This is a genomic window from Flavicella sp. IMCC45537, assembly GCF_057197705.1.
Genome location: NZ_CM170067.1, coordinates 1,046,805 through 1,073,002, shown reverse-complemented (window position 1 = coordinate 1,073,002; position 26,198 = coordinate 1,046,805). Strand labels below are relative to the sequence as shown.

At 33.4% G+C, this 26,198-nt stretch carries 23 protein-coding genes; 9 read left to right on the top strand and 14 right to left on the bottom strand.

Going from position 1 to position 26,198, the window contains the following annotated elements:
• Positions 1-20: 20 nt before the first annotated feature.
• On the top strand, positions 21-836 hold the full coding sequence (locus tag AC2DGP_RS05020) for a hydroxymethylglutaryl-CoA lyase (protein WP_484492483.1): 816 nt from the start codon (positions 21-23) through the stop codon (positions 834-836).
• A gap of 36 nt (positions 837-872) precedes the next feature.
• On the opposite strand, the gene AC2DGP_RS05015 is transcribed toward AC2DGP_RS05020, so the two are convergent.
• Positions 873-4,163, bottom strand: coding sequence for a DUF4955 domain-containing protein (locus AC2DGP_RS05015; RefSeq protein WP_484491927.1), 3,291 nt, complete (start codon positions 4,161-4,163; stop codon positions 873-875).
• Positions 4,164-4,411: 248 nt separating this feature from the next.
• On the opposite strand from AC2DGP_RS05015, the gene AC2DGP_RS05010 reads away from it, so the two are divergent.
• From AC2DGP_RS05010 to AC2DGP_RS04995, 4 genes are all read left to right on the top strand, one after another.
• On the top strand, positions 4,412-5,680 hold the full coding sequence (locus AC2DGP_RS05010; protein WP_484491926.1) for a DUF4856 domain-containing protein: 1,269 nt from the start codon (positions 4,412-4,414) through the stop codon (positions 5,678-5,680).
• A 101-nt stretch (positions 5,681-5,781) separates the two neighbouring features.
• On the top strand, positions 5,782-6,900 hold the full coding sequence (locus AC2DGP_RS05005; protein ID WP_484491925.1) for an imelysin family protein: 1,119 nt from the start codon (positions 5,782-5,784) through the stop codon (positions 6,898-6,900).
• Positions 6,901-6,966: 66 nt separating this feature from the next.
• Positions 6,967-9,465, top strand: a complete 2,499-nt coding sequence (locus AC2DGP_RS05000; RefSeq protein ID WP_484491924.1) for a TonB-dependent receptor family protein — start codon at positions 6,967-6,969, stop codon at positions 9,463-9,465.
• Positions 9,466-9,477: 12 nt separating this feature from the next.
• Complete coding sequence (locus AC2DGP_RS04995; RefSeq protein ID WP_484491923.1) at positions 9,478-9,927, top strand: heme-binding domain-containing protein; 450 nt, start codon at positions 9,478-9,480, stop codon at positions 9,925-9,927.
• Positions 9,928-10,048: 121 nt separating this feature from the next.
• Here the strand turns inward: AC2DGP_RS04995 and AC2DGP_RS04990 are convergent, their stop codons facing one another.
• The 6 genes from AC2DGP_RS04990 to argE all read right to left on the bottom strand — a co-directional run bounded on the left by AC2DGP_RS04990 (position 10,049) and on the right by argE (position 13,852).
• Positions 10,049-10,393 (bottom strand): hypothetical protein, encoded by a 345-nt coding sequence (locus AC2DGP_RS04990; RefSeq protein WP_484491922.1) that lies wholly within the window; start codon positions 10,391-10,393, stop codon positions 10,049-10,051.
• A 16-nt stretch (positions 10,394-10,409) separates the two neighbouring features.
• A complete protein-coding gene (locus tag AC2DGP_RS04985; RefSeq protein WP_484491921.1) occupies positions 10,410-10,928 on the bottom strand; it encodes a flavodoxin in 519 nt (172 codons plus the stop codon).
• Between the two features lie 93 nt (positions 10,929-11,021).
• Complete coding sequence (locus AC2DGP_RS04980; RefSeq protein WP_484491920.1) at positions 11,022-11,963, bottom strand: sterol desaturase family protein; 942 nt, start codon at positions 11,961-11,963, stop codon at positions 11,022-11,024.
• A 64-nt stretch (positions 11,964-12,027) separates the two neighbouring features.
• Positions 12,028-12,378 carry a hypothetical protein gene (locus AC2DGP_RS04975; protein WP_484491919.1) on the bottom strand — a complete coding sequence of 117 codons (351 nt, stop codon included), beginning with the start codon at positions 12,376-12,378 and terminating at the stop codon, positions 12,028-12,030.
• Positions 12,371-12,658 (bottom strand): hypothetical protein, encoded by a 288-nt coding sequence (locus AC2DGP_RS04970; RefSeq protein WP_484491918.1) that lies wholly within the window; start codon positions 12,656-12,658, stop codon positions 12,371-12,373. The genes AC2DGP_RS04975 and AC2DGP_RS04970 overlap by 8 nt, the downstream gene beginning before the upstream one ends.
• A gap of 24 nt (positions 12,659-12,682) precedes the next feature.
• A complete protein-coding gene (gene argE, locus AC2DGP_RS04965) occupies positions 12,683-13,852 on the bottom strand; it encodes an acetylornithine deacetylase (protein ID WP_484491917.1) in 1,170 nt (389 codons plus the stop codon).
• Between the two features lie 64 nt (positions 13,853-13,916).
• On the opposite strand from argE, the gene AC2DGP_RS04960 reads away from it, so the two are divergent.
• Both AC2DGP_RS04960 and guaB read left to right on the top strand, forming a co-directional pair.
• Positions 13,917-14,150 carry a VF530 family protein gene (locus tag AC2DGP_RS04960; RefSeq protein ID WP_484491916.1) on the top strand — a complete coding sequence of 78 codons (234 nt, stop codon included), beginning with the start codon at positions 13,917-13,919 and terminating at the stop codon, positions 14,148-14,150.
• 140 nt (positions 14,151-14,290) lie between these two features.
• Entirely contained in the window at positions 14,291-15,757 is a 1,467-nt protein-coding gene (gene guaB / locus AC2DGP_RS04955; protein WP_484491915.1) for an IMP dehydrogenase, read from the top strand.
• Positions 15,758-15,818: 61 nt separating this feature from the next.
• On the opposite strand, the gene uvrA is transcribed toward guaB, so the two are convergent.
• On the bottom strand, positions 15,819-18,632 hold the full coding sequence (uvrA, locus tag AC2DGP_RS04950) for an excinuclease ABC subunit UvrA (RefSeq protein ID WP_484491914.1): 2,814 nt from the start codon (positions 18,630-18,632) through the stop codon (positions 15,819-15,821).
• A 277-nt stretch (positions 18,633-18,909) separates the two neighbouring features.
• Between uvrA and AC2DGP_RS04945 the strand changes: the two genes are divergently transcribed.
• Together AC2DGP_RS04945 and AC2DGP_RS04940 are read left to right on the top strand one after the other, a co-directional pair.
• Positions 18,910-19,494: an RNA polymerase sigma factor gene (locus tag AC2DGP_RS04945; RefSeq protein WP_484491913.1), complete on the top strand. Its 585-nt coding sequence runs from the start codon at positions 18,910-18,912 to the stop codon at positions 19,492-19,494.
• A 55-nt stretch (positions 19,495-19,549) separates the two neighbouring features.
• A complete protein-coding gene (locus AC2DGP_RS04940) occupies positions 19,550-19,699 on the top strand; it encodes a hypothetical protein (RefSeq protein WP_484491912.1) in 150 nt (49 codons plus the stop codon).
• A gap of 40 nt (positions 19,700-19,739) precedes the next feature.
• Here AC2DGP_RS04940 and AC2DGP_RS04935 read toward each other — a convergent pair whose 3' ends face one another.
• The 6 genes from AC2DGP_RS04935 to AC2DGP_RS04910 all read right to left on the bottom strand — a co-directional run bounded on the left by AC2DGP_RS04935 (position 19,740) and on the right by AC2DGP_RS04910 (position 25,982).
• Entirely contained in the window at positions 19,740-20,495 is a 756-nt protein-coding gene (locus tag AC2DGP_RS04935; protein WP_484491911.1) for a 3-keto-disaccharide hydrolase, read from the bottom strand.
• Between the two features lie 3 nt (positions 20,496-20,498).
• Entirely contained in the window at positions 20,499-21,551 is a 1,053-nt protein-coding gene (locus AC2DGP_RS04930) for a sugar phosphate isomerase/epimerase family protein (protein WP_484491910.1), read from the bottom strand.
• A gap of 37 nt (positions 21,552-21,588) precedes the next feature.
• Positions 21,589-22,734 (bottom strand): Gfo/Idh/MocA family protein, encoded by a 1,146-nt coding sequence (locus AC2DGP_RS04925; RefSeq protein WP_484491909.1) that lies wholly within the window; start codon positions 22,732-22,734, stop codon positions 21,589-21,591.
• 9 nt (positions 22,735-22,743) lie between these two features.
• On the bottom strand, positions 22,744-23,913 hold the full coding sequence (locus AC2DGP_RS04920) for an MFS transporter (RefSeq protein ID WP_484491908.1): 1,170 nt from the start codon (positions 23,911-23,913) through the stop codon (positions 22,744-22,746).
• A gap of 18 nt (positions 23,914-23,931) precedes the next feature.
• Positions 23,932-24,852, bottom strand: a complete 921-nt coding sequence (locus AC2DGP_RS04915) for a sugar phosphate isomerase/epimerase family protein (RefSeq protein ID WP_484491907.1) — start codon at positions 24,850-24,852, stop codon at positions 23,932-23,934.
• Positions 24,853-24,932: 80 nt separating this feature from the next.
• On the bottom strand, positions 24,933-25,982 hold the full coding sequence (locus AC2DGP_RS04910; protein WP_484491906.1) for an AraC family transcriptional regulator: 1,050 nt from the start codon (positions 25,980-25,982) through the stop codon (positions 24,933-24,935).
• Positions 25,983-26,198 lie beyond the last annotated feature (216 nt).

The window sequence follows — 26,198 nt, the reverse complement described above, 5'->3', positions numbered from 1 at the left end:
TTGAATGTCCCCGTGATGCAATGCAAGGGATAAAAGAATTTATACCTACACAAAATAAAATTGCATATATAAATGCTTTGCTAGGTGTTGGATTTGATACAATTGATTTTGGTAGTTTTGTTTCTCCAAAAGCCATTCCTCAAATGAGGGATACGGCAGAAGTTCTCTCAGGTTTAGACTTACAAGATACGAATACAAAACTTTTGGCTATCGTTGCTAACGCACGCGGCGCCGAACAGGCTTCACAATTTGAAGAGATAGATTACCTAGGTTTTCCATTTTCTATTTCAGAGAATTTTCAAATGCGAAATACTCATAAAACGATTGCTGAATCGATAAAAGTTTTAGAGACGATTCTTAATTTGGCTGAAAATTCTAATAAAGAAGTGGTTACTTACCTGTCTATGGGGTTTGGAAATCCATATGGAGATCCTTGGAGCGTGGAAACAGTTGGGTATTGGACAGAAATATTATCGCAGATGGGAGTTAGGATTTTGTCTCTTTCAGATACAATAGGGACTGCCACTCCAACAACGATAAACTATTTGTTTAAAAATTTAATTCCTCTATATCCAAAAATGGAATTCGGCGCACATTTACATACTACTTACGATTCATGGTATGAAAAAGTTGATAGTGCTTTTAAAGCTGGTTGTTTGAGATTTGATGGAGCAATAAAAGGATTTGGTGGTTGTCCGATGGCAAAGGACGAGTTGACAGGGAATATGCCTACAGAAAAATTACTTTCTTATTTTACTTCAGTGAAAGCTGATACAAATACAAAACCGATGAGTTTTGAAAGTGCATATAATGCTTCATTGGGAGTATTTTATTAAAAAAAAAGCCTAACAATTTTGTTAGGCTTTCTTATTTTAAAGTTTCATCATTTTTTTGGTGATGGTTTTATCTTTTGAAATAAGTTTTAAATAATATATTCCTGGTACTATGTTTTTTGAAGATAAATCAATCGATAAAGAGGTATCATTAGAGATCGGAATATTGTAGATTATTTGGCCAAAACTATCTACTAAAATAATCTTAGAAAAAATTTCATCTGATTGAATCCATATTTTATTTGAAAATGGATTAGGATATATTTTGGTACTCTCTTTTCTAACAATTTCATGTCCTTTTATTTTTAAAGTTTTTGCTAGTTTTATCGAGGTTTGCTCTCCTGAATAGGTTCTCCATTTAATATTATCTATAGCTATTGTATTGCTATCTGTGGCAAGCGATACATTTTTAATATTTATTTTAAAGTCACCTGAAATATTTAAGTTTTCTAATTGAACGGTTGTTGCTGTAGTTCCAGAAAAATTCAGGATTGATTGAGTAACAATTTGGTTGTTTTGAGTAATACTTAATTGAATTTTTCTTTCGCCACCAGTGTTTTTCCAAAGGCTTTTGCAATCAACCGATAGAAAGCTGATACCGCCGGAAATCATCGTAGATTCAATCAAGTTATTCGGTTTGCTTAATCCTGACATATAAATACATTTACTGCCATTTACATATGTACCGTTTGTTTTTTTTATGTCTGTTAAACTCCAAACAATATTTTGAATCCCTGAGAGCGTTCCATTCCAAGTATTATCTGCTGGTGACAATTGAAAGTCTTCGATATATTCTGTTTCTGTTTTAAAAAGAATCTCTTGTTTTTCGGATTTATTTCCATTGTTATCAACCGCCTGAATAGAATAAGTGTATTCAGTATTTTCTTCCAGGTTATCAAGTTGATAGTCGGATGTAGTAATGGTAGCGATCGGTGTTTGTTCTGAACCTTTGAATACTTCATAAACAATATTATTCGAATCATCATATGAGGGAGTCCAACTTAAAGTGGTTGATTTTGTTGTTGTATGTAGTGCGTTTAAATTATTGATGTTAGAAGGAGGGGTGTCACTATTCGTAAAACCAGAATAACTGGTCCATTTTAGATTATCTAAAGCAATCGTATTATTAGGATTCGAAATGTTTTTTAATTTCAATGTAAAAGTTCCAAGTATTTTTAATGAATTTAAACTGACGGTTCCTTGATTTTGAAAAGTTAGCGTATCAATAATTTTATCATTTATCATCACCAATATATTTCTATAATTGTTCTCTGTTCCCCAAAGAGCCTTGCAGTCAATTGAAAGACTGTTAATCCCACCCTCAATAGAAGAAGATGTTATTTGATTATCTGTTTTATTCATTGATTGTATGTAAATGCATTTGCTGCCATCAACATATGTTCCATCTGTTTTTTTTGCATGAGTCAAACTCCAAGTAACGTCATTTCTTCCTGTCATTGTTCCTCCCCAAGAATTGTCCGCCTCAGATAATTCAAAGTCCTCTAAATATTCTTGATTTTTTAAATGATCTAAAGATTCAAAAATCCAATCAGGTAAGTTGTTATTTCTACGGTATGCCAATTGTGCTTCATAAATAGATTCAATATTATGGCTTTTATCATCAATTATAGTGTGCGTAACCTTTGTCCCATTAGATTCAATAATTTCACAATCGTCTGGATCAGAAAAAGTAATTCCTTTGGTTCCTATCAGTATCGGCTGAATTGCCATTGTATTGTATCTTTCATTGTTTACCCAGAAATCTATGGGGCCTGTTTCACCACGACCAGCGTCATTACCTGTACCTTCAAAATTCCAAACGACCAATTTTTTCAAATGATTTGGTACTTCGGTTTCATTTCCTCCGGCATGGAAAAAGATACCACCTTTACAATTATCGAATAAATTTGCTCTTGGTTGACTTGCATGAATTTCCATCCCTGTATGTCCGTCCATAGGATGCGTATTTCTGTATAATACATTTCCAATTGACTGTTTGCTAACTCCAGTACCATGCCAAATTCCTTTTCCGTTATTTCTAAAGAATAAACTGCCAGAATCTGCATTTTCAACGGGAATATTATTCCCTGTGGAGTTGTCTTCATTTAAAGCGATGAAACATTTAGTAGAACTTGCAGCAGTAATAAAATTGTGACCAGGGTAATTACCTGTGTATTCGTTGTCAATAGCTGTGCAATTTGCAGAGTTTTTAAATCGTACACATTGAGACATTTGAGAGAATACTACATTTTTAATCCAACCGTTTACCACTCCATTAAATTCGATACCGCTCCAACCTGAAGTTCCTAGGTAAGAATATTTTTTTCTGTTTTCGGAAGTAACAGCTTCTCCTAAATCTATTAAAGTTTTACTAGATGTGCTATGGTGCATGTGTTTTGATGTGAATCCACCTGTATATTTTAAGTCCTGAATCCCTACTTCTTTAAGCTCATTGAAACTATATATGCCCCAATCACTTCCAGAAACAGGTTTTAAAATAGGCTCATGGAATATCAGTTTGTTGCCTTGGATATCTTTAATTTTATGATATTCTATCGAGCTAGATCCCTTTTTTTTGATACTCAGGTCGAACCCATTTTCGTAAATGTCGTCTACTGTTTTTGGACTTAAATCTTCACTAACTAATGTTAAATTGTCAATGGTTCTTAGAGAAATCCATTCCCCGATATGCAACTCCGAGTGGTTTTTATCCATGTCACTTTGTGCAATCTCAATGGAAAATGAATTTAGTTTTGCAGTACCGGTAACAGTAGCAATTTTCTGTTGAGACGAGTGCCAGAATTTATCAGATTTAAATTGAAATAAATAAGGGCAATTGTAATCTGCTCCGTTTGTTGATTCTAAATATTGAGAATGAATTAATTCTGTTCCGTTTGGGCCAGACCCACTTCCCTGAATCACTATATTATTTTGAGTTATAGAAATGATAGCGCTTTTATCTGTAGTCGTGTTTACATAAAACTTACCAGGAGGGAACTTTACAATTGCTTTGTTTTGTGGATCTTCCTTGATATAGTTCTCTGCCGCTGTAATTGCCTCCTGAATTTTTAATTTGTCATCCACCATGTCATTTCCATTAGCATCTACTAAAAATACTTTGGCTCCATCAGAAGTTAATTCTGAAATGGTGGGAATGGCTTTATCACCATAAGCGTAGCCCGCGTATGAGAAAGTAGGAAGGATTGATGTTCCTAGATATTGTTTGTCAATCCAGTCCTTATATAGGGTAGAGGTTTGAGAAAATGTGACTTTAACTGTTGTAAGTAACAATAGTGTTACTACATAGATTTTTCTTTGTAATAGTTTCATTTTTTATTTGGTTTAAGTTTGGTTGTAACAATTTCCATTTTTTTTATAAAATAGAACTGGGGTTGTTTGATCAAAAAAAAGGGGTAAAGTGTTCATTTTTAGTGAGTATTACCGATTCTAAGGAAAAGAGAATAAAATATTTCAAATATTTATTTTAATTTATTCTAAATAAGTTTTGATAAATGTGATTGTTGTGTATCTTTGCGGCAAGAAAAAAAACTATTTGTAATAAATCTAAATAAAAAGAAATGTACAAGCAATTAATCAAAGCGAGTTTATTATGTGCAACGATCCTAATGTTCACATCATGTAAAGACGATGATAATGGATTAGGAAATGGAAATGGAGATTCTGATGTTGTAACAGATGTAAATGATATTGAATTTGGAGGAAGTATTCCTAGTTCTTATTCATTTGAAAGAAATAATGAAACAACTATTAGTTTTAGTGGTCAAACAGCTCGTTTGGCAATGAATAAAGAAATTTTGAGTTATTTTTCTGTTACTTCAGGAAAGACAGCTATCGAAATTGAAGCAGCTTTTAATCACCAAGCTGGTGCCCAAGATTTTGTGGATGCTGGTAGTTTAGGGTTGAATGATTCTAGTAAAAATGTAAAAAGTAAGATTGCAGCTTCTGACGATTTGTTTGGAAATGATGCATTAGCAAAAGATGCTATTCAAGCGGTATTTTCATCATATATTACAAGTCAAGTTGCAGATGTAGTACCAAATAAAGGGAATACTGCAAGTGCAGGTAACGCCGGTATGATTGCAGATGGTAGCAGTACTCGTTATGTAAGTGCAAAAGGATTAGAGTATAATCAAGCTTTTGCAAAAGGTTCTATTGGAGCTTTAATAGTTGATCAGGTATTAAATAATTATTTGGGGACTACTCGTATTAATAATGAGGATTATATTTCAAAAAATGATGCAGAGACTTTAGAAGAAGGTAAAAATTATACTAAATACGAGCATCATTATGATGAAGCATTTGGATATGTTTACGGAGATCCTTCTGTGGATTTTGAAAGTCCAGTTAGTTATGAAAGTGATGCGTTTTTATTTAAATACATTACTCGAGTTGAATCAGATTCTGATTTTGCAGGTATACAGGAGCAAATCTTCAAGGCATTCAGAATTGGTAGGGCTGCAGTTGTAGCAAAAGATTACGATGCATTAAAAGATGCTGTAACGGTATTACAATACCAAATTTCTAAGGTGATTGGGGTTAGAGCGGTATATTATTTACAAGCAGGTAAAGCTGCATTAGCAAACCAAGACTTTGGAGGGGCGTTTCATGATTTATCTGAAGGATACGGTTTTGTATATAGTTTACAATTTACAAGAAACCCTGCAACAGATGCACCTTACTTAAGTGCTTCAGAAGTGGATGCGTTGATTGCTAAATTAGAAGTAGGAAATGGGTTTTGGGATTTGACTGATGGAACCGTTTTAGACGAGGTTTCTAATGCGATTTCTGCAAAATTTGATTTTACTACAGCTCAAGCCGCAGAATAAATTGGATTAAAAAATATATAAAATAAAAGTGGTTGTCTGTTATTATAAGACAACCGCTTTTTATAAATTTGCAAACTCTTAATTGATAAAAAATTAATAAGATGAAAAATAGTATCTACCTTTTGGTTTTAACGTGTTTCTTCGCTTCTTGTAAGAAAGATTCAAGTGTGGAAGACTGCACAAATGATTCTTTTAATAGAGGTGCTCTTTTAACTAATTGGGCAGATAATATCATCATTCCATCTTATGATTTATATGTAAGTGAATTAACGGATTTACAGATTACTTCTGATGCATTTATTGCTAATCCGGATACTCAAAAATTGGAAACATTGAGGGCTGAATGGTTGAATGTTTATAATACTTGGCAAAATGTGTCTATTTATGAAATTGGGCAAGCTGAGATATTGAGATTGAGAGATTACACAAATACTTATCCTTTGGAAGATGCCGTAGTTGAAAGTAATATTGCTTCAGGGAATTATAACTTGGCACTATCAACAAATATTGCAGCACAAGGTTTACCTGCATTGGATTATTTATTAAATGGTGTAGGGGCAACAGATACAGATATTGTTGCAAAATATACTTCAGATCAAAATGCGGCTAATTATAAAAAGTATCTTTCAGATGTTGTTTCAAGATTAAAATCGATGGCTGTTTCAGTACAATCAGATTGGAAAGGAAGTTATCGAGGTATTTTTATTTCTAATGATTGTTCTTCATCTACTGCTTCTTTAGATAAATTGACAAATGATATGATTTTCAATTTAGAAAAGGTAACGAGAGCTGCGAAAATTGGAATTCCTATTGATTTTTTTGGTCAACCTCCTGTTATTGCACCGGAAAAAGTTGAGGCAATTTATAAGCAGAACGTTTCAAAAGAATTATTGATTGCTTCTATTGAAGCATCACAAGATTTATTCAATGGTAAATATTTGAATTCTGATACGGAAGGAGAAAGCTTGAAATCGTATCTAGATGAGTTGCAAATTGAAGCTGGTGGAAAACTGTTAAGTACTGTAATCAACGATAGATACAATGCTGCAATTGTACAAGCAGAAACTTTGGATGATGATTTTTATATGGGAATTCAATCTAATAGAGATAAATATAAAATTACCAGAGATAAAATTCATAGTGTTATAGAGGTATTAAAAACAAATATGATATCTGCTCTTGGAATTAAAGCAGATTACAATGATTCTGATGGTGATTAATAGTATCTAAAAAGAAAAATACAATAAGTTCAAAGGTTTTACTTTGAACTTTTTTTGCGTAAAAGAATGAACAAATTATTTAAATTAACAGTAAAACAAAGTATGCCCATAAAAAATATTTTAGGTGTTTTTTACGTATGGATTATTATTGCTGGGAACGTTGTTTTTGCCCAAACAGAATTAAATGATATTGTTCTTAAAGTAAGGAATGTAGAGACAGGAGATGCAGTATCTTCTGCTCAAATATTTTTAAGTTCAGGTGAAGAACTTGGTGTAACGGATAAGAACGGAGAGATCTGGGTAAATGGATTATCAGCCGGAAAAAAATATTTTGTAGTTTTCTCTTTTGAGTATGATGTTTTGGAAATAGAATCTGTAATAACAGAGAATACAAGAAACATTTCTTTTAGTTTAGTACCTTTAGGTGAGGTTTTATCTGAAGTTGAGCTTGATTCTTATAAAAAGGAAATCTTTAATTTGAAAAGGTTAAAACCGGTTGAAGGGACTGCTATTTATGCAGGAAAAAAAACGGAAGTAATCTTAGTGGATCAAATTGCTGGTAATTTAGCAACTAATAATGCCAGACAAGTGATGGCTCAAGTTGTGGGGTTAAATATTTTTGATGCTGGTGATGGAGGATTGCAATTGAGTGTTGGTGGTAGGGGGTTAGACCCGAACAGAACTGCTAATTTTAATACCCGACAGAATGGGTATGATATCAGTGCTGATGTATTAGGATACCCTGAAAGTTATTATACTCCAGCTACAGAAGCTTTGTCTGAAATTCAAGTGATTAGAGGAGCTGCTTCATTACAATATGGAACACAATTTGGAGGATTGATCAATTTTAAATTGAAAGAACCTGTAAAAAGTAAGGAAATAGAATTGGTTTCTAGAAATACGGTGGGCTCTTTTGGATTGTATACCAACTTTACAAGTTTGAGTGGAACCATAGGTAAGTTTAGTTACTATACCTATTATAATTTTAAAAGAGGAGATGGTTATCGTGCGAACTCTAATTTTGATTCACATAATTTTTTTGCTCACCTTGGATACCAATTCAATAAGAAAACAAAAATATCATTTGAGTCTACCTATTTAGAGTATTTGGCAAAGCAATCTGGTGGCTTGTCTGATGTACAATTTTTGAAAGATCCTAGACAAAGTAATAGAACCAGAAATTGGTTTGCTGTAAATTGGAATTTGTTGGCTTTAAAGCTGGAACATAAATTTACTGCCAAAACTGATTTTAGTTTGAATGTTTTTGGATTGAATGCGAGTAGAAAAGCTGTTGGGTTTGTTGCCAATTATAATTTTTCTCAACCGAATCCTTTTTTAGATGTTGATGAACAAGATAATGATGGTAACTTTCTTCATGAGAGGGATTTGTTGGTTGGACAGTTTCGAAATTGGGGAGCAGAAGCTCGTTTGTTGTCTCATTACGATATAAACGACAGAGAATCGGTATTCTTAATTGGTACCAAAATTTACAATGCCAATAACACCTCTCAACAAGGTCCAGGTAGCAAGGGAACGGATGCTGATTTTAGTTTTTATTCAGATCGATATCCATCGTATCCGAATCAATCTAATTTTAAGTATCCAAACTTTAATACAGCAGTTTTTGGAGAAAATATATTTAATATTTCAGACAGCTTTTCAGTTACGCCAGGATTTCGTTTTGAGTACATAAAAACGATCTCAAAAGGAGAATATTTAGATAACAATCAAGGAGAGTTTGTTCTTGATAACAGAACGTTTGATAGAAATATATTTTTAATAGGGGTTGGGGCTAGTTATAAACCGGATAACTATTTTGAATTGTATGGAAATGTTTCTCAAAACTATCGCTCCGTTACCTTTAGTGATATTCGTGTAACAAGCCCTTCTTTCTCTGTTGCAGAGGATATAAATGATGAAAAAGGGTATACAAGTGATATAGGAGTACGTGGAAGGATTGGAAAATTAATATCCTATGATGCAAGTATTTTCGGTTTGTTGTATCAAGGGAAAATTGGAACCAATTTTGAAGATAGAAAAGGTTGGGTTCGTGATAATATAGGAGATGCCTTTATTTATGGAGTAGAATCGTTGTTTGATTTTAATTTAAGAAATATTTTTTGGGAAGATTATACTTATTTCAAGAGTAATATTTTTGTAAATACTGCATTTACAAATTCTTCTTATATAAAATCGGAATTCAATGGTGTGGAAGGGAAAAAGGTTGAATTTGTTCCCTTGGTTAATTTAAAAACGGGAGCAGGCTTTGGTTATAAAAACTTTATGGCATCTGTGCAATACACTTTTCTTTCTGAGCAATTTACAGATGTAACTAATGCTCCATATGATCCTAATAACGCTACAACCGTTGAAGGTGCGATACCAGCTTATGATATTTTGGACCTTTCTTTTTCGTATGTTTACAAAAAAATACGTGTAGAAACTGGAGTAACTAATTTATTGAATAATTCTTATTTTACTCGTAGAGCTACTGGATATCCAGGGCCTGGTATTATTACATCTGATCCTCGTGGTTATTATTTTACATTTGAATTTAAACTTTAAAAAAAGGTAAATATGAAATTTAACAAGAAAAACATTTTAAAAATTATTGTTGCTTTATTGGTGATCATTCAGTTTTTTACGATTGATAAAACTACAACACCGGTTGATATGACTAAAGATTTTATTAGTGTAACAAATCCTCCAGCAAAGGTGGCTGAAATTATTAAAACTTCTTGTTACGATTGTCATTCAAACCAAACAAATTATCCTTGGTATACAAATATAGCACCTGTTTCTTGGTGGGTTGGTCATCATATTGAAGAAGGAAAAGAACATTTAAATTTTTCTAAATGGGCGGATTATTCTGATAAAAAAGCAGATCATAAATTAGAAGAATTTTATGAGGAAGTTGAGGAAGATGAAATGCCGTTGGGTTCGTATACTATTTTGCATGGAGATGCAAAACTATCTGAAGAAGATAAAGAATTGCTGATTTCATGGGTGAAATCTTTAAGGAAATAATTAATAATTATTGATAGTTAAAAAGCCACTTGTATATTCAAGTGGCTTTTTTCATTGACAGTCATCGATAGAGGTAAATTTATGAGCTTAATTTAAATACTCTATCTTGAACAATCATTGCTTAATCTAATGCATATTTTTTCAATGTTTTGTTCATATTTAATATGAATTGAGTTCCTGTAATTAAATCATCTATTTTTTCAATATTTTCGTCATTAAACTTCAGACAAATATCAATCAAAGGATTAGTACACCATATTTTATTAGATACCTGTCCTTGGCATTCTGAACACATACAAGGTTCACCTGTGGTTTTGTTTTGAACAATTTTTTTTAAATGTTCCAATTCTTGCATGCTTAAATAAAGACCTACCCGATTAATGATTAATTGTACTCCTTTGTCGTTGTTTTTATTGTCAAAATTTTTATAACTAGCGCCGTATTCGTTTTGATAAATTTTTTCCATTTTAATTTTTAATATATTATAGTTCTTTTTCAAGTTGTTCAATCCATTGATTGACACGATCATTGGTTTGGTTAGATTGCGTATCTTCGTCAATAGCAAGGCCATAAAAATAGTCTGCATTCATTAAGGCTTTCGATTCTGTAAATTCATATCCTTCAGTTGGCCAATTTCCAATGAGTTTACCACCATTTTCTATCACAATTTCAGCAAGTATTCCAACCCCATCAATAAAATACTCACCATATCCAATTTGGTCGCCTAAACCGAATATAGCAACTTGTTTGTTAGAGAAGTTTATGGTTTTGAATTCGTCCAAAAATGATTCCCAGTCACTTTGTAAGTCGCCATCATACCAAGTGGAGAGTCCAAGAATTAAAAAATTGAACTTATAAAAGTCTTCAGGTTTAATATCAGTTACTTCGATTACATCCAATGGTGTTTTAGTCCATTTTTCAGAAATGAGATTTGATATTTCTTCGGTAATTCCTGTATCGGTGCCAAAAATAAGAGCACTAGTATCCGTAGTTTGTGTCATATTTAGTAATTAAGAATGATTCTTAATAACAAATCTACAAACAAAATCCTATAAAAATTACTTTATTTAGAGTTATTTTAAATAATATTTGATTTATAGCTTAAAAATATTTTTAAAAGGCCTTAATAAGTTCTGGAAGAAAGATTTGTAGTTTTTATTATCTTCTTTTCCAAGACCAAAAGTGATTCGTTTGATCTGTTGTGAGCGTATTAAAGTTCCAAACATCCAATCCCAAATAGCCAACCTAGAGCCTAAATTTTTATCAAAGTGTTTTGGGTTATCACTATGATGTACTTGATGTTGTAAAGGACTGATAAAAATATATTCTAAGAAATTAAAGAACTTTAACTGTACATGCGAGTGCCTTAAATTAGCCCCCCAAGTATAAAAGGCAAAACTAAATACATTAACGCCTAAGTAGGTCCATTTACTGATTTGATGTTCTGATAAATAATCAAAAAAACCAGTTGTAACCCCAAAAACCAGAATACCTTTTATGTTATTAGCTAAAAGTTCAATGGGGTGCAATCGATATTGTGTAAAGGGACTCATACTTGTTGCTGAATGATGAATTTTATGAAATTCCCATAGAAAAGGAATTTTATGAAACAACAAATGAATCACGTATGTCATAAAGTCATTTAGAATAGACAGACTTATGGTGTATAAAACTAAAGTTTGCGTTGTGGATAAACTAAAGGAAGCGTACCCGAAGGTTGTCAATAAAAAGTCATTTGTATTAAAAGCAAGTTTTAATCCAAAAAGTAAGAAAGGTGCGATTAAAACCAGTTTGAAAAAACTATTAAAGATGATAAAGTAATAATCTACAAAGGCGGATTTACTTAACCACACTTTTTTGTTTAATACATATTGAATAAAAGTTTCTTTTTTTTTACTTTTCTGATATACATAAAAAGCAAGGGCCAAGGAGGTGAACAAATAGAAAATATACGTGCGCTTGCCTGGTGAGATTACGTAATTAATTACGAGCTGAAAACCATCATGTAAAAATTCGATTATTTCCTTGTATTCCATATTGCAAATTTACGACACAACTTTTGAAACTCAATTTTTATTTAGAGTAATTTTAAATAATGAGTTATTCAAATAGAAAGTCCACGTCGTTATTCGCATCCAATGCGTCAAAAGGCTCAATTTCAATTTTATCAAAAAAATGGACTATTAAATTTCTTTTAACTAGTTCCGTGTAATATTCATCTAATAGTGAAACTTTACATTCGTGATGTTCAATACCATTTGGTAAAAATGTAATTCTATCGATAGAGGTAAGCGTACATACAGCCGTATCGGTAGTTTTTAATTCCTTTATATTGAATAACATTAAATTTGTTTTATGATATTCTTTGAGGGTCATAATTTTTCCGTCATCATGTTGATGGTCATGTTGATGGTCGTGGTTATGATGGTGGTGTTTGTGGTCTTTACTCAAAATATTTGTTTATTTCGTTTTCAGATAAATTGTAATCTTTTACTTTAAAATGAGTTAAAATTTCTTCGATAGCATCGGTTTTAAATTTTAAGATGGCTTTGTTCAGGTCTTTTCCTGCTAAAAATTGCTTGAAGCAAGTGTTGTTGTCATTTTCCAATACTTCGTTGGCAATATTCATGGTTGCTCTGTATAAAACAATAAGTCTAAATTTTTTAGCTTTACTTTTTTTATCATACCCAAAACCAAGGATATAGTCGTTTCTGAATTCTGTTACTGTCATTTTTTGTTGAAATATGAGTATTTCCTATTTTGAGTTTAATTCAATTAATTTTTCTAACATAGCAATACATTTATATAATTCTGTTTTTTCAATGTATTCATTAGCTCGATGCGCTTGATCAATCGATCCAGGACCACAGATGATACTTTCTATTCCTGCAGCTGAAAATTGTCCTGCTTCTGCGGCATATGCCACTGTTCCAAGATTTTTATTTTCATTAATTTTTTTTAATATTTCTACAATTTCAGAAGTATTTTCTGTGTCTAGTGGAGGAACAGGAGGATGCTGTTCTATTGTTGAGATTTTGAAATCTGGATATCTGGTTTTTAACTCCGTTTCTCTTTCCAAACAAAACATTTTAAAGTCATCAAGGATGTCTTTTAAAGCGTCTTTTGGAATCACTCTAGCATCCCATGAGAAATGCGCCTTGTCTGCGATTACATTTGCTGCAATACCGCTATTCATTTTTCCTACATGGATAGAACTATGAGGAGGAGTAAATCTGTTATCAATACTTCCTGCTGCCACCAGAGATTTCATCTTTTCTTCCAACCATAAAATAAGTCTAGCTGATTCATGAATAGCGCTCACTTCCTTTAAAATACCACTGCTGTGGCCAGCAGAACCATTTACATGCGTATCATAAAGGCAGATTCCTTTATGTCCTATGATAGGTTGCATCATTGAAGGTTCACCGATAATAGCAAATTTTGGAGTTTCGCTATAATATTTTAGTAGGTGATCAATCAATGCAGGTGCTGCCAAACAACCTATTTCTTCATCATATGAAAAAGCAAAATATATTGGAGTTTGTAATTCTGTAGAGGTAAGTGTAGGTAATAAACTCAAACAACAGGCAAGAAATCCTTTCATGTCACAGGTTCCTCTACCGTATAATTTACCATCATTAATATCAGTCAGTTCAAAAGGTGGCGTATTCCAATCTTGGCCTTCTACAGGCACTACATCCGTATGTCCTGAAAGGATAATTCCTCCATCAACAGCAGGTCCAATTCTGCAATGCAAAGAAGCCTTAGTGTGATTTTCATTATAGACCAATTCTGAATGAATATTGAAATCTGAGATGTAATTTTGAATCCAATGAATGATAGGCAGATTGTTTTCTCCTCCTAACACAGGAAAAGAAACTAATTCTTTAAGTATTTCTGAAACCGTACTGTTTTTTTGTGGCATGGAAATTAATTTTTACAAATGTATTGAAGTATCTTTACACGATATTTATTTTGTACAATTTTTTATGGAAAAGCAACCGAATAATCCAATTCACGGAAAACGATTAGACGTAATTTTAAAAGAGTTAGTGGAGTACTATGGATGGGACCATTTAGGTCATAAAATTAAGATTGGTTGTTTTAGAAATAATCCATCTATTGGATCAAGTCTTACTTTTTTGCGTCGTACGAATTGGGCAAAAAGTAAAGTGGAGGCTTTGTATATTGAAATGCATAACAAAAATAAAGAGGGGAATTAAAAATTTTAATTAGGTAAGATGTTGTTTCCTATGAACTTAGTTTTAAGAAATCATTAAGGAATTTATTAGGCAGTATGATGATGTATTACTAGAATAAAAAACGTATATTTGCACGCAATTAAATGATAAATTTATTGCACATGGCTACATCTAGAATTATCAATGAAGGATTAACATATGACGATGTACTTTTGGTACCGGCATATTCTGAAGTGTTACCAAACACGGTTAATATAGCTTCAAAATTCACAAGAAATATAACTTTAAATACTCCAATAATCTCAGCTGCGATGGATACAGTGACGGAGTCTTCTATGGCAATTGCTATGGCAAGAGAGGGAGGAATTGGTGTTTTGCATAAAAATATGTCTATTACAGAACAGGCATTGGAAGTGAAAAAAGTAAAACGTTCTGAAGCTGGTATGATTTTAGAACCGGTAACCATCAAAGCTGGAGAAACTGTATTAGATGCAAACAATTTAATGTTTGAACATAAAATTGGAGGAATACCTGTTATTAATGATGCAAATGAGTTGGTTGGTATTGTTACGAATCGTGATTTACGTTTTGAAAAAAATGATCAAAGGTTGATTTCAGAGGTAATGACTTCTCAGAATTTAATTACTGTAAAGGAAGGAACTTCGTTGAAAGAGGCTGAGGTTATTCTACAAGACAATAAAGTTGAAAAATTGCCAGTTGTTAGTAAAGAGAACAAATTGGTAGGGTTGATTACTTTTAGAGATATAATTAAGGTAAGAGAAAATCCAAGTGCTAATAAAGATGGATACGGAAGGTTGAGAGTTGCTGCTGCAATCGGTGTTACTCCAGACTGTGTAGATAGAGTTACGGCCTTAGTAGCTGAAGGTGTAGATGCAGTAGTTTTAGATTCTGCCCACGGACACTCTATTAATATATTAAACAAGCTTAAAGAAGTAAAAGCTAAGTTTCCAAATTTAGATGTTGTTGCCGGTAATATAGTTACTGAACAAGCAGCTTTAGATTTAGTTGCTGCTGGAGCTGATGCTGTTAAAGTTGGAATTGGACCAGGATCAATTTGTACAACAAGAGTTGTTGCGGGTGTTGGATACCCTCAGTTATCAGCGGTAATGAATGTTGCAGATGCACTTAAAGGAACTGGCGTACCAGTTATTGCAGATGGAGGAATTCGTTATACGGGGGATATTCCTAAGGCAATCGCTGCTGGAGCAGATTCAATTATGTTAGGTTCATTGTTAGCCGGAACAAAAGAAGCTCCAGGTGAAGTGATCATCTTTAACGGAAGAAGATTTAAATCTTACCGTGGAATGGGTTCAGTAGAGGCAATGAAAAATGGTTCCAAAGATCGTTACTTCCAAGGAAAAGAAGATGATAGCTTAAAACTAGTTCCAGAAGGGATTGAAGGACGTGTGCCCTACAAAGGAGAGTTGTTTGCAACAATGCATCAATTTATTGGTGGTTTAAGAGCAGGGATGGGATATTGTGGTTCGGCTACAATAGAAGATCAGAAAAATAATTCGTCATTTGTGAAAATTACGGCATCAGGGATTGCAGAAAGTCATCCACATGATGTAACGATTACAAAAGAAGCTCCAAATTATTCTAGATAATAATTATAAAATAAAAAAGCCTTTCAATTTTTTGAAAGGCTTTTTTTTGTGCAATAATTTCTTAAAGTTTATCTCTTAAGAATTCTCCTGTGTACGATTTTTTATCTTTTATCATTTCTTCAGGTGTCCCAGAAAACAATAAATTACCTCCGTTTTTTCCGCCTGTTGGTCCTAAATCGATAATGTAGTCCGCACATTTTATGAGTTCTATATTGTGTTCAATTAAAACAATGGAATGTCCTTTAGAAATCAATGCTTCAAGCGATGCTAACAGCTTTTTAATGTCATGAAAATGTAAGCCTGTTGTAGGCTCATCAAAAATAAATAGTGTTTTGTCTTTGGTAACTCCTTTGACTAAAAAGGATGCTAATTTTATTCTTTGTGCTTCTCCACCAGAGAGTGTTGATGAAGATTGTCCCAATTGTACATAACCCAATCCTACATCTAATAGAGGTTGAAGTTTCTGAACAATTTTTTTCTGGTGATAGTCTTCAAAAAATGAAATGGAATCTTCAATAGTCATATTAAGGATGTCATCTATGTTTTTATCCTTGAATTTTATTTCTAAGACTTCTTTCTTAAAGCGTTTTCCTTTACATTCATCACATTCTAGAAGTACATCAGCCATAAATTGCATTTCAATAGTAACTTCACCTTCCCCTTTACATTTTTCACAGCGTCCACCTTCCACATTGAAAGAGAAATGTTTTGGTTTGTAATTTCGGGCTTTTGATAAACTCTCATTTGCAAACAAACTTCTTATATCATCATAAGCTTTTATGTAGGTAACAGGATTTGATCTTGACGATCTACCGATAGGGTTTTGATCAATAAATTCTACACTTTTTAATCTATCAAAATCGCCATCAACAGAAGTGTGTTCTCCCATTTTTTCTCCATGTCCAATCAACCTTTTTTGTAGTGCTGGGTAAAGAATTTTCTTAACTAAGGTACTTTTACCACTACCGGAAACACCTGTGATTACAGTTAAGGTATTCAAAGGGATATCAACTGATATGTTTTTTAAGTTGTTTTCTCTTGCTCCTACAATCTGAATTTTTTTATTAGAAGTTCTTCTTTTGGATGGAATTTCTATTTTTAATTCTTCATTCAGATATTTGGCCGTTAATGATTCTGACTTTAGTATTTGATCAAAATTTCCTTCAGCAACAATATTTCCTCCATGCGTCCCAGCTTCCGGGCCAATATCTATAATATAATCCGCCTCTTTCATGATGTCTTCATCATGTTCCACAACAATCACGGTATTGCCAAGGTTTTTTAAGGATTTTAATACGTTAATAAGTCTTTCTGTGTCCTTAGGATGAAGTCCAATACTAGGTTCATCTAAAATATACATAGAACCAACAAGACTACTCCCAAGTGAAGTTGCTAAATTAATTCTCTGACTCTCTCCACCGGAAAGTGTGTTGGACGTTCGATTTAATGTGAGGTAGTTTAATCCAACGTTGTTCAAAAACGAAAGTCTGTTATTGATCTCAATAAGTAATCTTTTACCTATTTCTTTGTCATGTTTAGAAAGTTCTAGTTTCTTAAAAAAATCTGCAAGTTCATCAATAGGTAAGTCAACTAAATCAGAAATACTTTTTCCAGATATTTTTACATAATTTGTTTCCTTTCGCAAGCGTATTCCATTGCAAGATTTACATTTGCTTCTTCCTCTGTATCTAGATAAAAGTACTCTAAATTGAATTTTATAGCTTTTGCTTTCTAGGTATTCAAAAAACTCATTCAATCCAATAAAGGAATTGGTTCCATTCCAAATTAAATCCTTTTGTTCTTCTGTTAATTCAAACCATGGTTTATGGATAGGGATATCAAACTTGTATGCGTGATCAATCAATTGATCTTTATGCTTGATAAAAGATTCTGTTTTCCATGGAGCAATAGCATCTTCGTATATAGAAAGTGTAGTGTTAGGGATCACCAATTCTTCGTCTACGCCAATTGTACTTCCGTAACCTTCGCATTTAGGACAAGCACCGTAGGGGTTATTAAAACTAAAAAAATGCGTATTGGGTTCTAAAAATGTCAACCCGTCTAATTCAAATTTATTACTAAAATTGATACTCTTTTTATCAGATAGGTTTTCTATTGAGCAAACACCTTTTCCTTCAAAAAATGCGGTTTGAATGGAGTCGGCTAATCGATTGTAGAAATCTTCTTCATGTTTAACAACAATTCTATCAATGACCAATTGAAGTTTATTAGAGTTAGCTATTTTGGTTAATTTTTTTACATCGAATTTTTCTAAAAAAGTTTCATCTAATCTGGCAACCTCATCTTCCACTTTTATTCTAGCATACCCTTGCTGAGCTAGAAGTTTGATAACAATCTCTGGGTCTTTTTCTTTATCAAAAATGATAGGGGAAAGTAATAGTAACTTGGTTTTTTCTTCTAATGATTTTATGGATTCGATAACATCTGTTACCGTGTGTTTTTTTACTTCTTGGTTTGAAACAGGGGAGTAGGTTTTCCCTATTCTAGCGAAAAGTAACTTTAAGTAGTCAAAAATTTCTGTTGTTGTTCCAACTGTGGATCTGGGATTGGTACTGTTTACCTTTTGTTCAATCGCAATGGCAGGAGCTATTCCTTTTATGTATTCAACTTTAGGTTTGTGTAACTTTCCTAAAAATTGTCTAGCATAAGATGATAAACTTTCTACATATCTTCTTTGACCTTCAGCGTATAAGGTATCAAAAGCCAAGCTAGATTTTCCTGATCCAGATAAGCCGGTAATAACAACCAATTTGTTTCTAGGAATGGCTACATCAATATTTTTTAAATTATGTAACTGAGCCCCTTTAATCAATATGTTTTTTTTAGGATCTAAGGAAGAAATATTTTTTGTCATTTGAAATAGAAATATGGACTGTAAAATTAAGGATTCCTTTTTTATTTTCATGACTAGACTGGATGCATTTTAGAAGAGAAAAAGATGATTTAATTAGTTGTTTTATTCTTAACAATTGTTAAAATTTAGAAAATTTAACAGAATAGACTTGTTATTTTTGAATTAATACTACATATTTGTATACCTAATAACCACAAATCTAACTGCATATAGTATAAAACTACTTTTAAAATCTTAGTAATATCGTCACTTGACGATTAATTTAAAAGGAAGAGTTATGCAGCGAGTTCATGTTTCAGATAGTACTTTAGTATCTAATTATATTAACGGGGATGAGAAATGCCTTGAAGTTTTGGTGGTGAAACACAAACAAAAACTTTTTGGGTTTATTTATTCTAAAGTAGGAGATAGACAATTAGCAGAGGATATTTTTCAGGATACTTTCATAAAAGTTATTCGTACCTTAAAAAAAGGGAATTATAATGATGAGGGGAAATTTTTACCTTGGGTAATGCGAATTGCACATAATTTGGTGATAGATTATTTTAGAAAATCCAATCGTTTACCAAAATTTAACCGAACTGATGAATTTGACATTTTTTCAGTGTTAAGTGACGATTCCAAAAATAAAGAATCTGAAATTATTCAAGAACAATTATATAGTCAGATCACTGGTTTGATTCAATATTTACCAAAAGATCAAAGGGAAGTTTTGAATATGAGGATATATAATGAATTAAGTTTTAAAGAAATTTCTGAGAATACCGGTGCAAGTATCAATACCGTTTTGGGGAGAATGAGGTATGCTTTGATTAATATGAGAAAGTTGGTAGATCAAAAAGATATTATTTTGACAAATTGATATAATATATTGTAAAAATATGCGTTATGTATTGTATAACCCTTAAACTATATACATGACAAAAGATTACACAGAAGAAAAAATTAACAAAGACCCTAAGATTCCGTCGGATCAATCTATTGAGTTTATTTTGAATTATTCAAAATCGTTACATTTTTTGAACTTAAAAAAAACTGAAGATCAAGTGGAATTAAATTTAAATTAGTAAAAAAAAACCTTCTAAGAAATTAGAAGGTTTTTTTTGTTTAAAGTTTTCTGAGCCAAATGTTTCGATAACTCACGGGAGAACCATGATCTTGAAGCATGATTGGAGCATCGCCATGAGCTTTGTATTCAGGGATGCCAATATATTTTGTAGGTCCCAATAATTCAAAATGGTCAATGGTTAAAATTCCATTATGTAAAACGGTAATGGTTGCTGCTGATTTTAAGGATTCATCTTTATTAAATACAGGAGCGTGGTAGATAATATCATAGGTGTTCCATTCACCAGTAGGAACGGAAGCTTTTGCCAGAGGAATGGTTTGTTTATAGATACTTGATACTTGACCGTTTGAGTATGTAGGATTGTCATTGTTATCTAAAACCTGAACTTCGTATCTACCTTGAATAAAAACTCCACTATTACCACGTTGTTGACCTTTTCGCTTTGCATCTAAATCTGGAGATTTCCATTCTAAATGTAGCTGCATACTACCAAAATTATCTTTTGTTTTAATACTTCCTCCTCCTTTGTTTTTCCCGACAATTGTCATAGAACCATCGTTGTTGATTTTCCAGTTAGCTTGCTTAGAGGTTTTTGCATTTACCCATTGGTCTAAGTTTGTTCCATTAAATAAAACAATGGCATCACTTGGCGCTTGATTGTTTTGGTAAGTTGTAACTACTGGTGGAATAGGGGCCCAGACTTCAGTGTCTTTCGGACTCATTTTTTTAGTTTTATCCTGTGCGTAACTTAACGTGGATAAAATGCTCAAACCAATGAATAATACTTTTCTCATAATTTATATTCCTAAAATGTTTTTTAGTTGTTGTTTGTCTGTTTCTGAACCAGCAAAATCGTCAAAAGTTTTTCCTGTAGATTCAATAATATGTTTTTGAATAAAAGGAGCTCCTTCCCGAGCACCTTGTTCTGGAGATTTAAGGCAACATTCCCATTCCATAACTGCCCAAACATCGCATTCGTATTTGGTAAGTTTAGAAAAAATACCTTTGAAATCAACTTGGCCATCACCTAAAGATCTAAATCTTCCTGGTCTTTCTTTCCAATCTTGATATCCTCCATAGATTCCACTTTTTCCAGAAGGAAGGAATTCAGCATCTTTTACATGAAACATTTTTATAAATTCATGATAGTAATCAATGAATTTTAAATAATCCAATTGTTGCAGTACATAGTGGCTTGGATCATATAACATATTCACTCTTTTGTGATTGTTTGTTGCTTCTAAAAAACGTTCAAAAGTAACACCATCATGCAGATCCTCACCAGGATGGATTTCATAACAAACATCCACACCTTGATCTTCAAAATGATTAAGAATTGGAAGCCACCTTTTAGCTAGTTCTTCAAACCCCATTTCTACAAGTCCGTTTGGACGCTGTGGCCATGGATATACAGTATGCCAGAGCAAAGAACCTGAGAAAGTTGCATGTGCATTAATGCCTAGATGTTTACTAGCGGTACCTGAGTCTTTTAGTTGCTGAACGGCCCATTCTGTTCTTTTTTTGGGGTTGTTTTTGCAATCATCTGGTGCAAAACCATCAAACATAAGATCATATGCTGGGTGTACCGCAACAAGTTGACCTTGTAAATGTGATGCTAGTTCGGTAATTTCTAATCCGTAGGAGTTTACAAGACCTTTCAAGTCATCGCAGTAAGTTTTGCTTTCAGCAGCCTTGTTTACATCTATCAGTCTCGTGTCCCATGAAGGGATTTGTATTCCTTTATATCCTAGTTGAGAGGCCCATTTACACATTCCTTCGAGGTTGTTAAATGGGGCATTATCTCCAGCGAATTGCGCTAAAAATACGGCAGGTCCTTTAATTGTACTCATGTTTTGTGGCTATTTTATAATTGTTATTTGATTGAATTTATAGTTTTGTCCATCTCGAATTTTCATTACTGCTTTTTACAGCAGCATAAATGAATTTCATTCCTCGGATCCCATCTTCTACGGTTGGGAAATCTGGATTTTCAGAAGTGTTACCATTTTCCAGTGCTAGTAAATGATTTGAGAAGTTTTTATATACCGTGGCAAAAGCTTCTAGGTATCCTTCTGGGTGTCCTGCCGGAATTCTAGAAACATGTAAGGCCTCTGGATACAGTCCGTTTCCATTTGGGGTATAGGTTTTAACGGGTTCATCTAACCATTTTGTAATCAATTGATTTGGGTTTTCTTGATGCCATTCTAAACTTCCTTTTTCCCCATAGACCTTAATGGCAAGGTTATTTTCTTCACCTACTGCAATTTGAGATATGGATAACGTTCCTTTGGCTCCATTTTCAAGTCTTAAAAGAATATTTCCATCATCATCTAAAGTTCTTCCTTTACCAAAGATACCTAGGTCAGCTGCGATTTCATCTATTTTGAGGTCAGTAATATATTCAGTAAGGTTTTCTGCATGTGTTCCAATATCACCAAGAGCTCCTCCAATTCCTGATCTTTTCGGATCTACGCGCCAGGCTGCTTGTTTCTGTCCTGTTTCTTCAAGAGAGGTAGCAAGCCATCCTTGAAGGTATTGTACTTGTACCTTTCTGATTTTACCTAAATCTCCATTTTTCACCATTGCTCTAGCTTGTTTTACCATAGAATTACCTGTGTAATTATGTGTGAGAGCGAATGTTTTACCAGATTTTTGGATCACGGATTTTAACTCAATAGCTTCCTCAAGAGTGAGTGTTATTGGTTTGTCACAAATCACGTTGAATCCATTTTCTAGTGCAAGTTTAGCCGGTGGGAAATGCATATGATTCGGTGTTACAATAGCAACAAAATCCATTCGTATGTCTTTAGGAAGTGATTTTTCTTTAAGAATCATCTCTTCAAAATTAGCATAACATCTATCCTCAGGTAATAACAAGTCTTTTCCCGAAGCGATTGATTTTTCAGCCGTGCTGCTAAATGCTCCACAAACCAATTCTATCATGCCATCAATTGAGGCAGCTTTTCTGTGTACATCTCCGATGAAAGAACCAGTTCCTCCACCAATCATACCCATTCTTAATTTTCTAGTCATTATAAATATTTAAATTTTAGCAATTTCTTTTTTCTTCATGTAAAAGTTTAATCCAATAAAACAAACAATTAATATTGCTGGTAAAATAGACATTGTTCTTAAGGCTTGACTTGCATCTGCATTATCCATTAGTTTACCCATAATTGGTAATACTATTGATACAGATAGCATTCCTGCTCCTCCCATTATTGAGAGTCCTAAGGCTCCTGTTTCAGGTAGGTATTCGGCTACAAAACCAAGCATTGTTGGCCAAAAGAAAGTAACACCTACAGCAAATACTGCTGCTGCAACAAAGGTCATTCCTCCAGTTGTAATAGTTAACAACCATAGTCCTGCTAAAGTAAAAATTGCTGAATATAAAAGCATTCCAGCGGGTTTTAGTTTATGTACTACTTGACCTGCTGAAAGTCGACCTAGTGCCATTATCCCATTGATAAAGGCAAGTACTAGAAGAGGAGATTCTACAGAAGTCTTTAATAAAGATTCAATTCTTTGTGTTGTTCCTAATTCCGATGCAGCTGTTAAAAACATACAAAATACCATAAACAAGAATAAAGGTTTTCCTAAACTAGCAACCATTTTTTCTTTGCTTATTCCTAATTGTACTCTTTCTGTTAAAGGGAAATTTTGACCATAGAATAAAACTCCATAAATAATTACAGGAATAAATAAGACAGATACCATTGCTTGCCATCCTAGTCCCATGACATCCATAATAATGTATCCAGCCAGTGATCCTATAACAATCCCTCCAGGAAACCAAACATGGAATCGGTTCAACATTTTCGTTTTATTTTCTGAGTACATGGATGCAATCATTGGATTTAAGGCAGCTTCTACCATTCCATTTCCAATTCCTACAAATAAAGTTGCAATAAATAAAGAAGTCATTGATGTTGCTAATAATGTCCAAACAATACCAATGGCATGAGTCACAAAAGCGATCCAAGTAATCTTTTTAATTCCTAAGGTGTCTACAAGTGGCCCTCCTATGATCATTGCCAAAGTAAATCCCCAAAATGCAGGGGTAAATGCATACCCAATTTGCTCTAATGTTAAACCAACGCCTTCCGGACCGAATACAGTCTCAAGACGAGCCCTTATGGCAAATGTCATAGCTGTAGTAATTAAGGCAAGGCAGCTTGCAAGAAATAATCTGTTTTTATTGATGGTTTCCATGGTGTGATAATTTTGGTTTTATGCTAGTTGCCCAGCTTTTATTAATAAGTTTTTTGTTAGTTCAATTCCTTTGAGTTCTTCGTGTTGATTGCCTTCATATTCGATGCCTATAAATCCACGATAACCAGATGTTTTAACCATTTTCATGATTTTGTAATAGTCAATGTTTTTTTCATCACCATTGTCTAAAAAAGTTCTGGATTTTGCACTTACAGCTTTGGCAAACGGAAGTAGTTGCTTCATTCCAGTGTATCGATCGTATGCATCGGTGCATTCTTTTTGTTTATTTCTACGTATGCAAAAATTACCAAAATCGGGTAAGGTTCCACAATTTTTGTTTTGAATTTGTGAAAATACGTGCTTCATCCAATTCCCATCAGAAGATAATCCACCGTGGTTTTCAACGAGTACATTAATATTCGCCTCAGAGGCATATTCTGATAGTTTGGTTAGGGAGTCAATGCCTGCTTTAGCAACTTCTTCAGGAGTACCGTTCCCTCTTAAATTTACTCGAATAGCATGACAGCCAAGGTAATGTGCTGCATCCACCCATTTATAATGGTTTTCAATGGTTTGAATTCTTTTATTTTTATCCTTATCAGCGATAGAGCCTTCTTTGTCTATCATGATCAAAACGTTTTCAACTCCCTCATTGTTTGCTCTAGCATTCATTTCATTTAAGTATACTTTATTCTTTGCTTTTTCAAAGAAGAAACTGTTTACGTACTCCAATCCCGCACAGCCAGTTTTTTTAGCAATAGCTGCAAAATCTAAATGGTCAATTTTTTTGGAAAATAACGATTTATGTAAAGACCATTGTGCCAAGGAAATTTTGAAAAATAATTCTTGTTCCTTTGAATCGCAGGCAGAATTAAGTCCTAACATGGATAATGCAAAACTTGCTTGAGTTGTCTTGGTAATAAATTCTCTCCTTTTCATAATTTTTAGTGGTCAAACAAAGCTATGCAATAGAATTGTTTTCTGTGTTTGTATTTAGTCAGTGAAAGAATTCAAACATTTTAGTTGTCGTTAAATTCTCTCGTTTTGAATTCATTTGGCGAACATTTCTCGTACTTTTTAAAAACCGTTGAGAAATATTGACTGGTAGTAAATCCGCAGATGTAGGCGGTTTCTGCAACTGTTAGATTAGGCTTCTCAAGTAAAATAGTTTTTGAGAGTTCTAGTCTTCTAATGGTCAAGTATCTCATTGGGGTAAGGTTTGTGAGTTGTTTGCAATGGTGGGTAAATCTAGTGAGTCCGACACCAGCAGATTTTGCCATTTTTTCGATAGTCCATTCTTCTGATAGGTTGTTTTCAAGCTCGCTTAGGAATAAACTGACAGATCTTGAGCTGTCGGTTAGAGTTTCGTTTAGTACAATATCTCCTGTGTCTAGGAGGTCTAATAAGAGTATTAATAGGTAATTGATTAAGAGTCTGATTCTGGAGGCGTTACTTCCGTTTTTATCGGTGTTTACAGCGTTGTTTATTCTTGAAAAACAGCTTCTTACTCGTTGGTCGGTTTTCCATATTGATTTTTCATTTTGGCGAAGAATCTGTGTAAGGCGTGCAAGGTCATCGGGTGTCATACTAATCCATTCTGGCCATTCCCATTCTTGGTGTGGTCTTCTTACACCAAGGTCAATGATCACCCAGTAGAATTTACCCATTCCTACATTTGGATTTCCTACTTTGTGTGCTTCCCAAGGTCTTGTGATTGTGAGGTGGTCAGGTGTAAGTATTGTTTCTTTACCTTCTTGAGCGTAAGGCATAGAGCCAGATTCTAGGAAGTGGATTTCAATTCCTTCGTTCCTGTGCCAATCGAGACCCCAGTCTTGCGGTTTGTTAGCGTCCCAATAGCCAATACTGTTAAGTCCGAGTGTGTTGTTGTCTAAGCGATCTCCTGGGTAAGAGTGTCGTGCCAGAGCTTTGAACTTTAGTTTTTTGCGATTAAAGGCATCTGTTAAGGGTAGGCAGGTGTCTGCATGGTATACGATACCATCTGCTTCGTAGGGTTGGATTTTTTGTTTAGAATAAGTCACTGAAGTAATTTGAACATTAGTACTGTGCAAAATAGTTAATTTAGACGAATAGATGTTGTAATTACGTTTATTTTTTGTTTCAACACGTTTTTTCGGTTTAATCGATAGAGAACTAATCTTAAATAAATACGGGTAATGGAAGTAAGTATCAAATACGATTCTATTTTTTGTTAGTACAAGAATCTTAGGAGGTTGGGAGACAATGGAATTATGCGATTTCGGAGTTTAATAATATAAATAATAAAA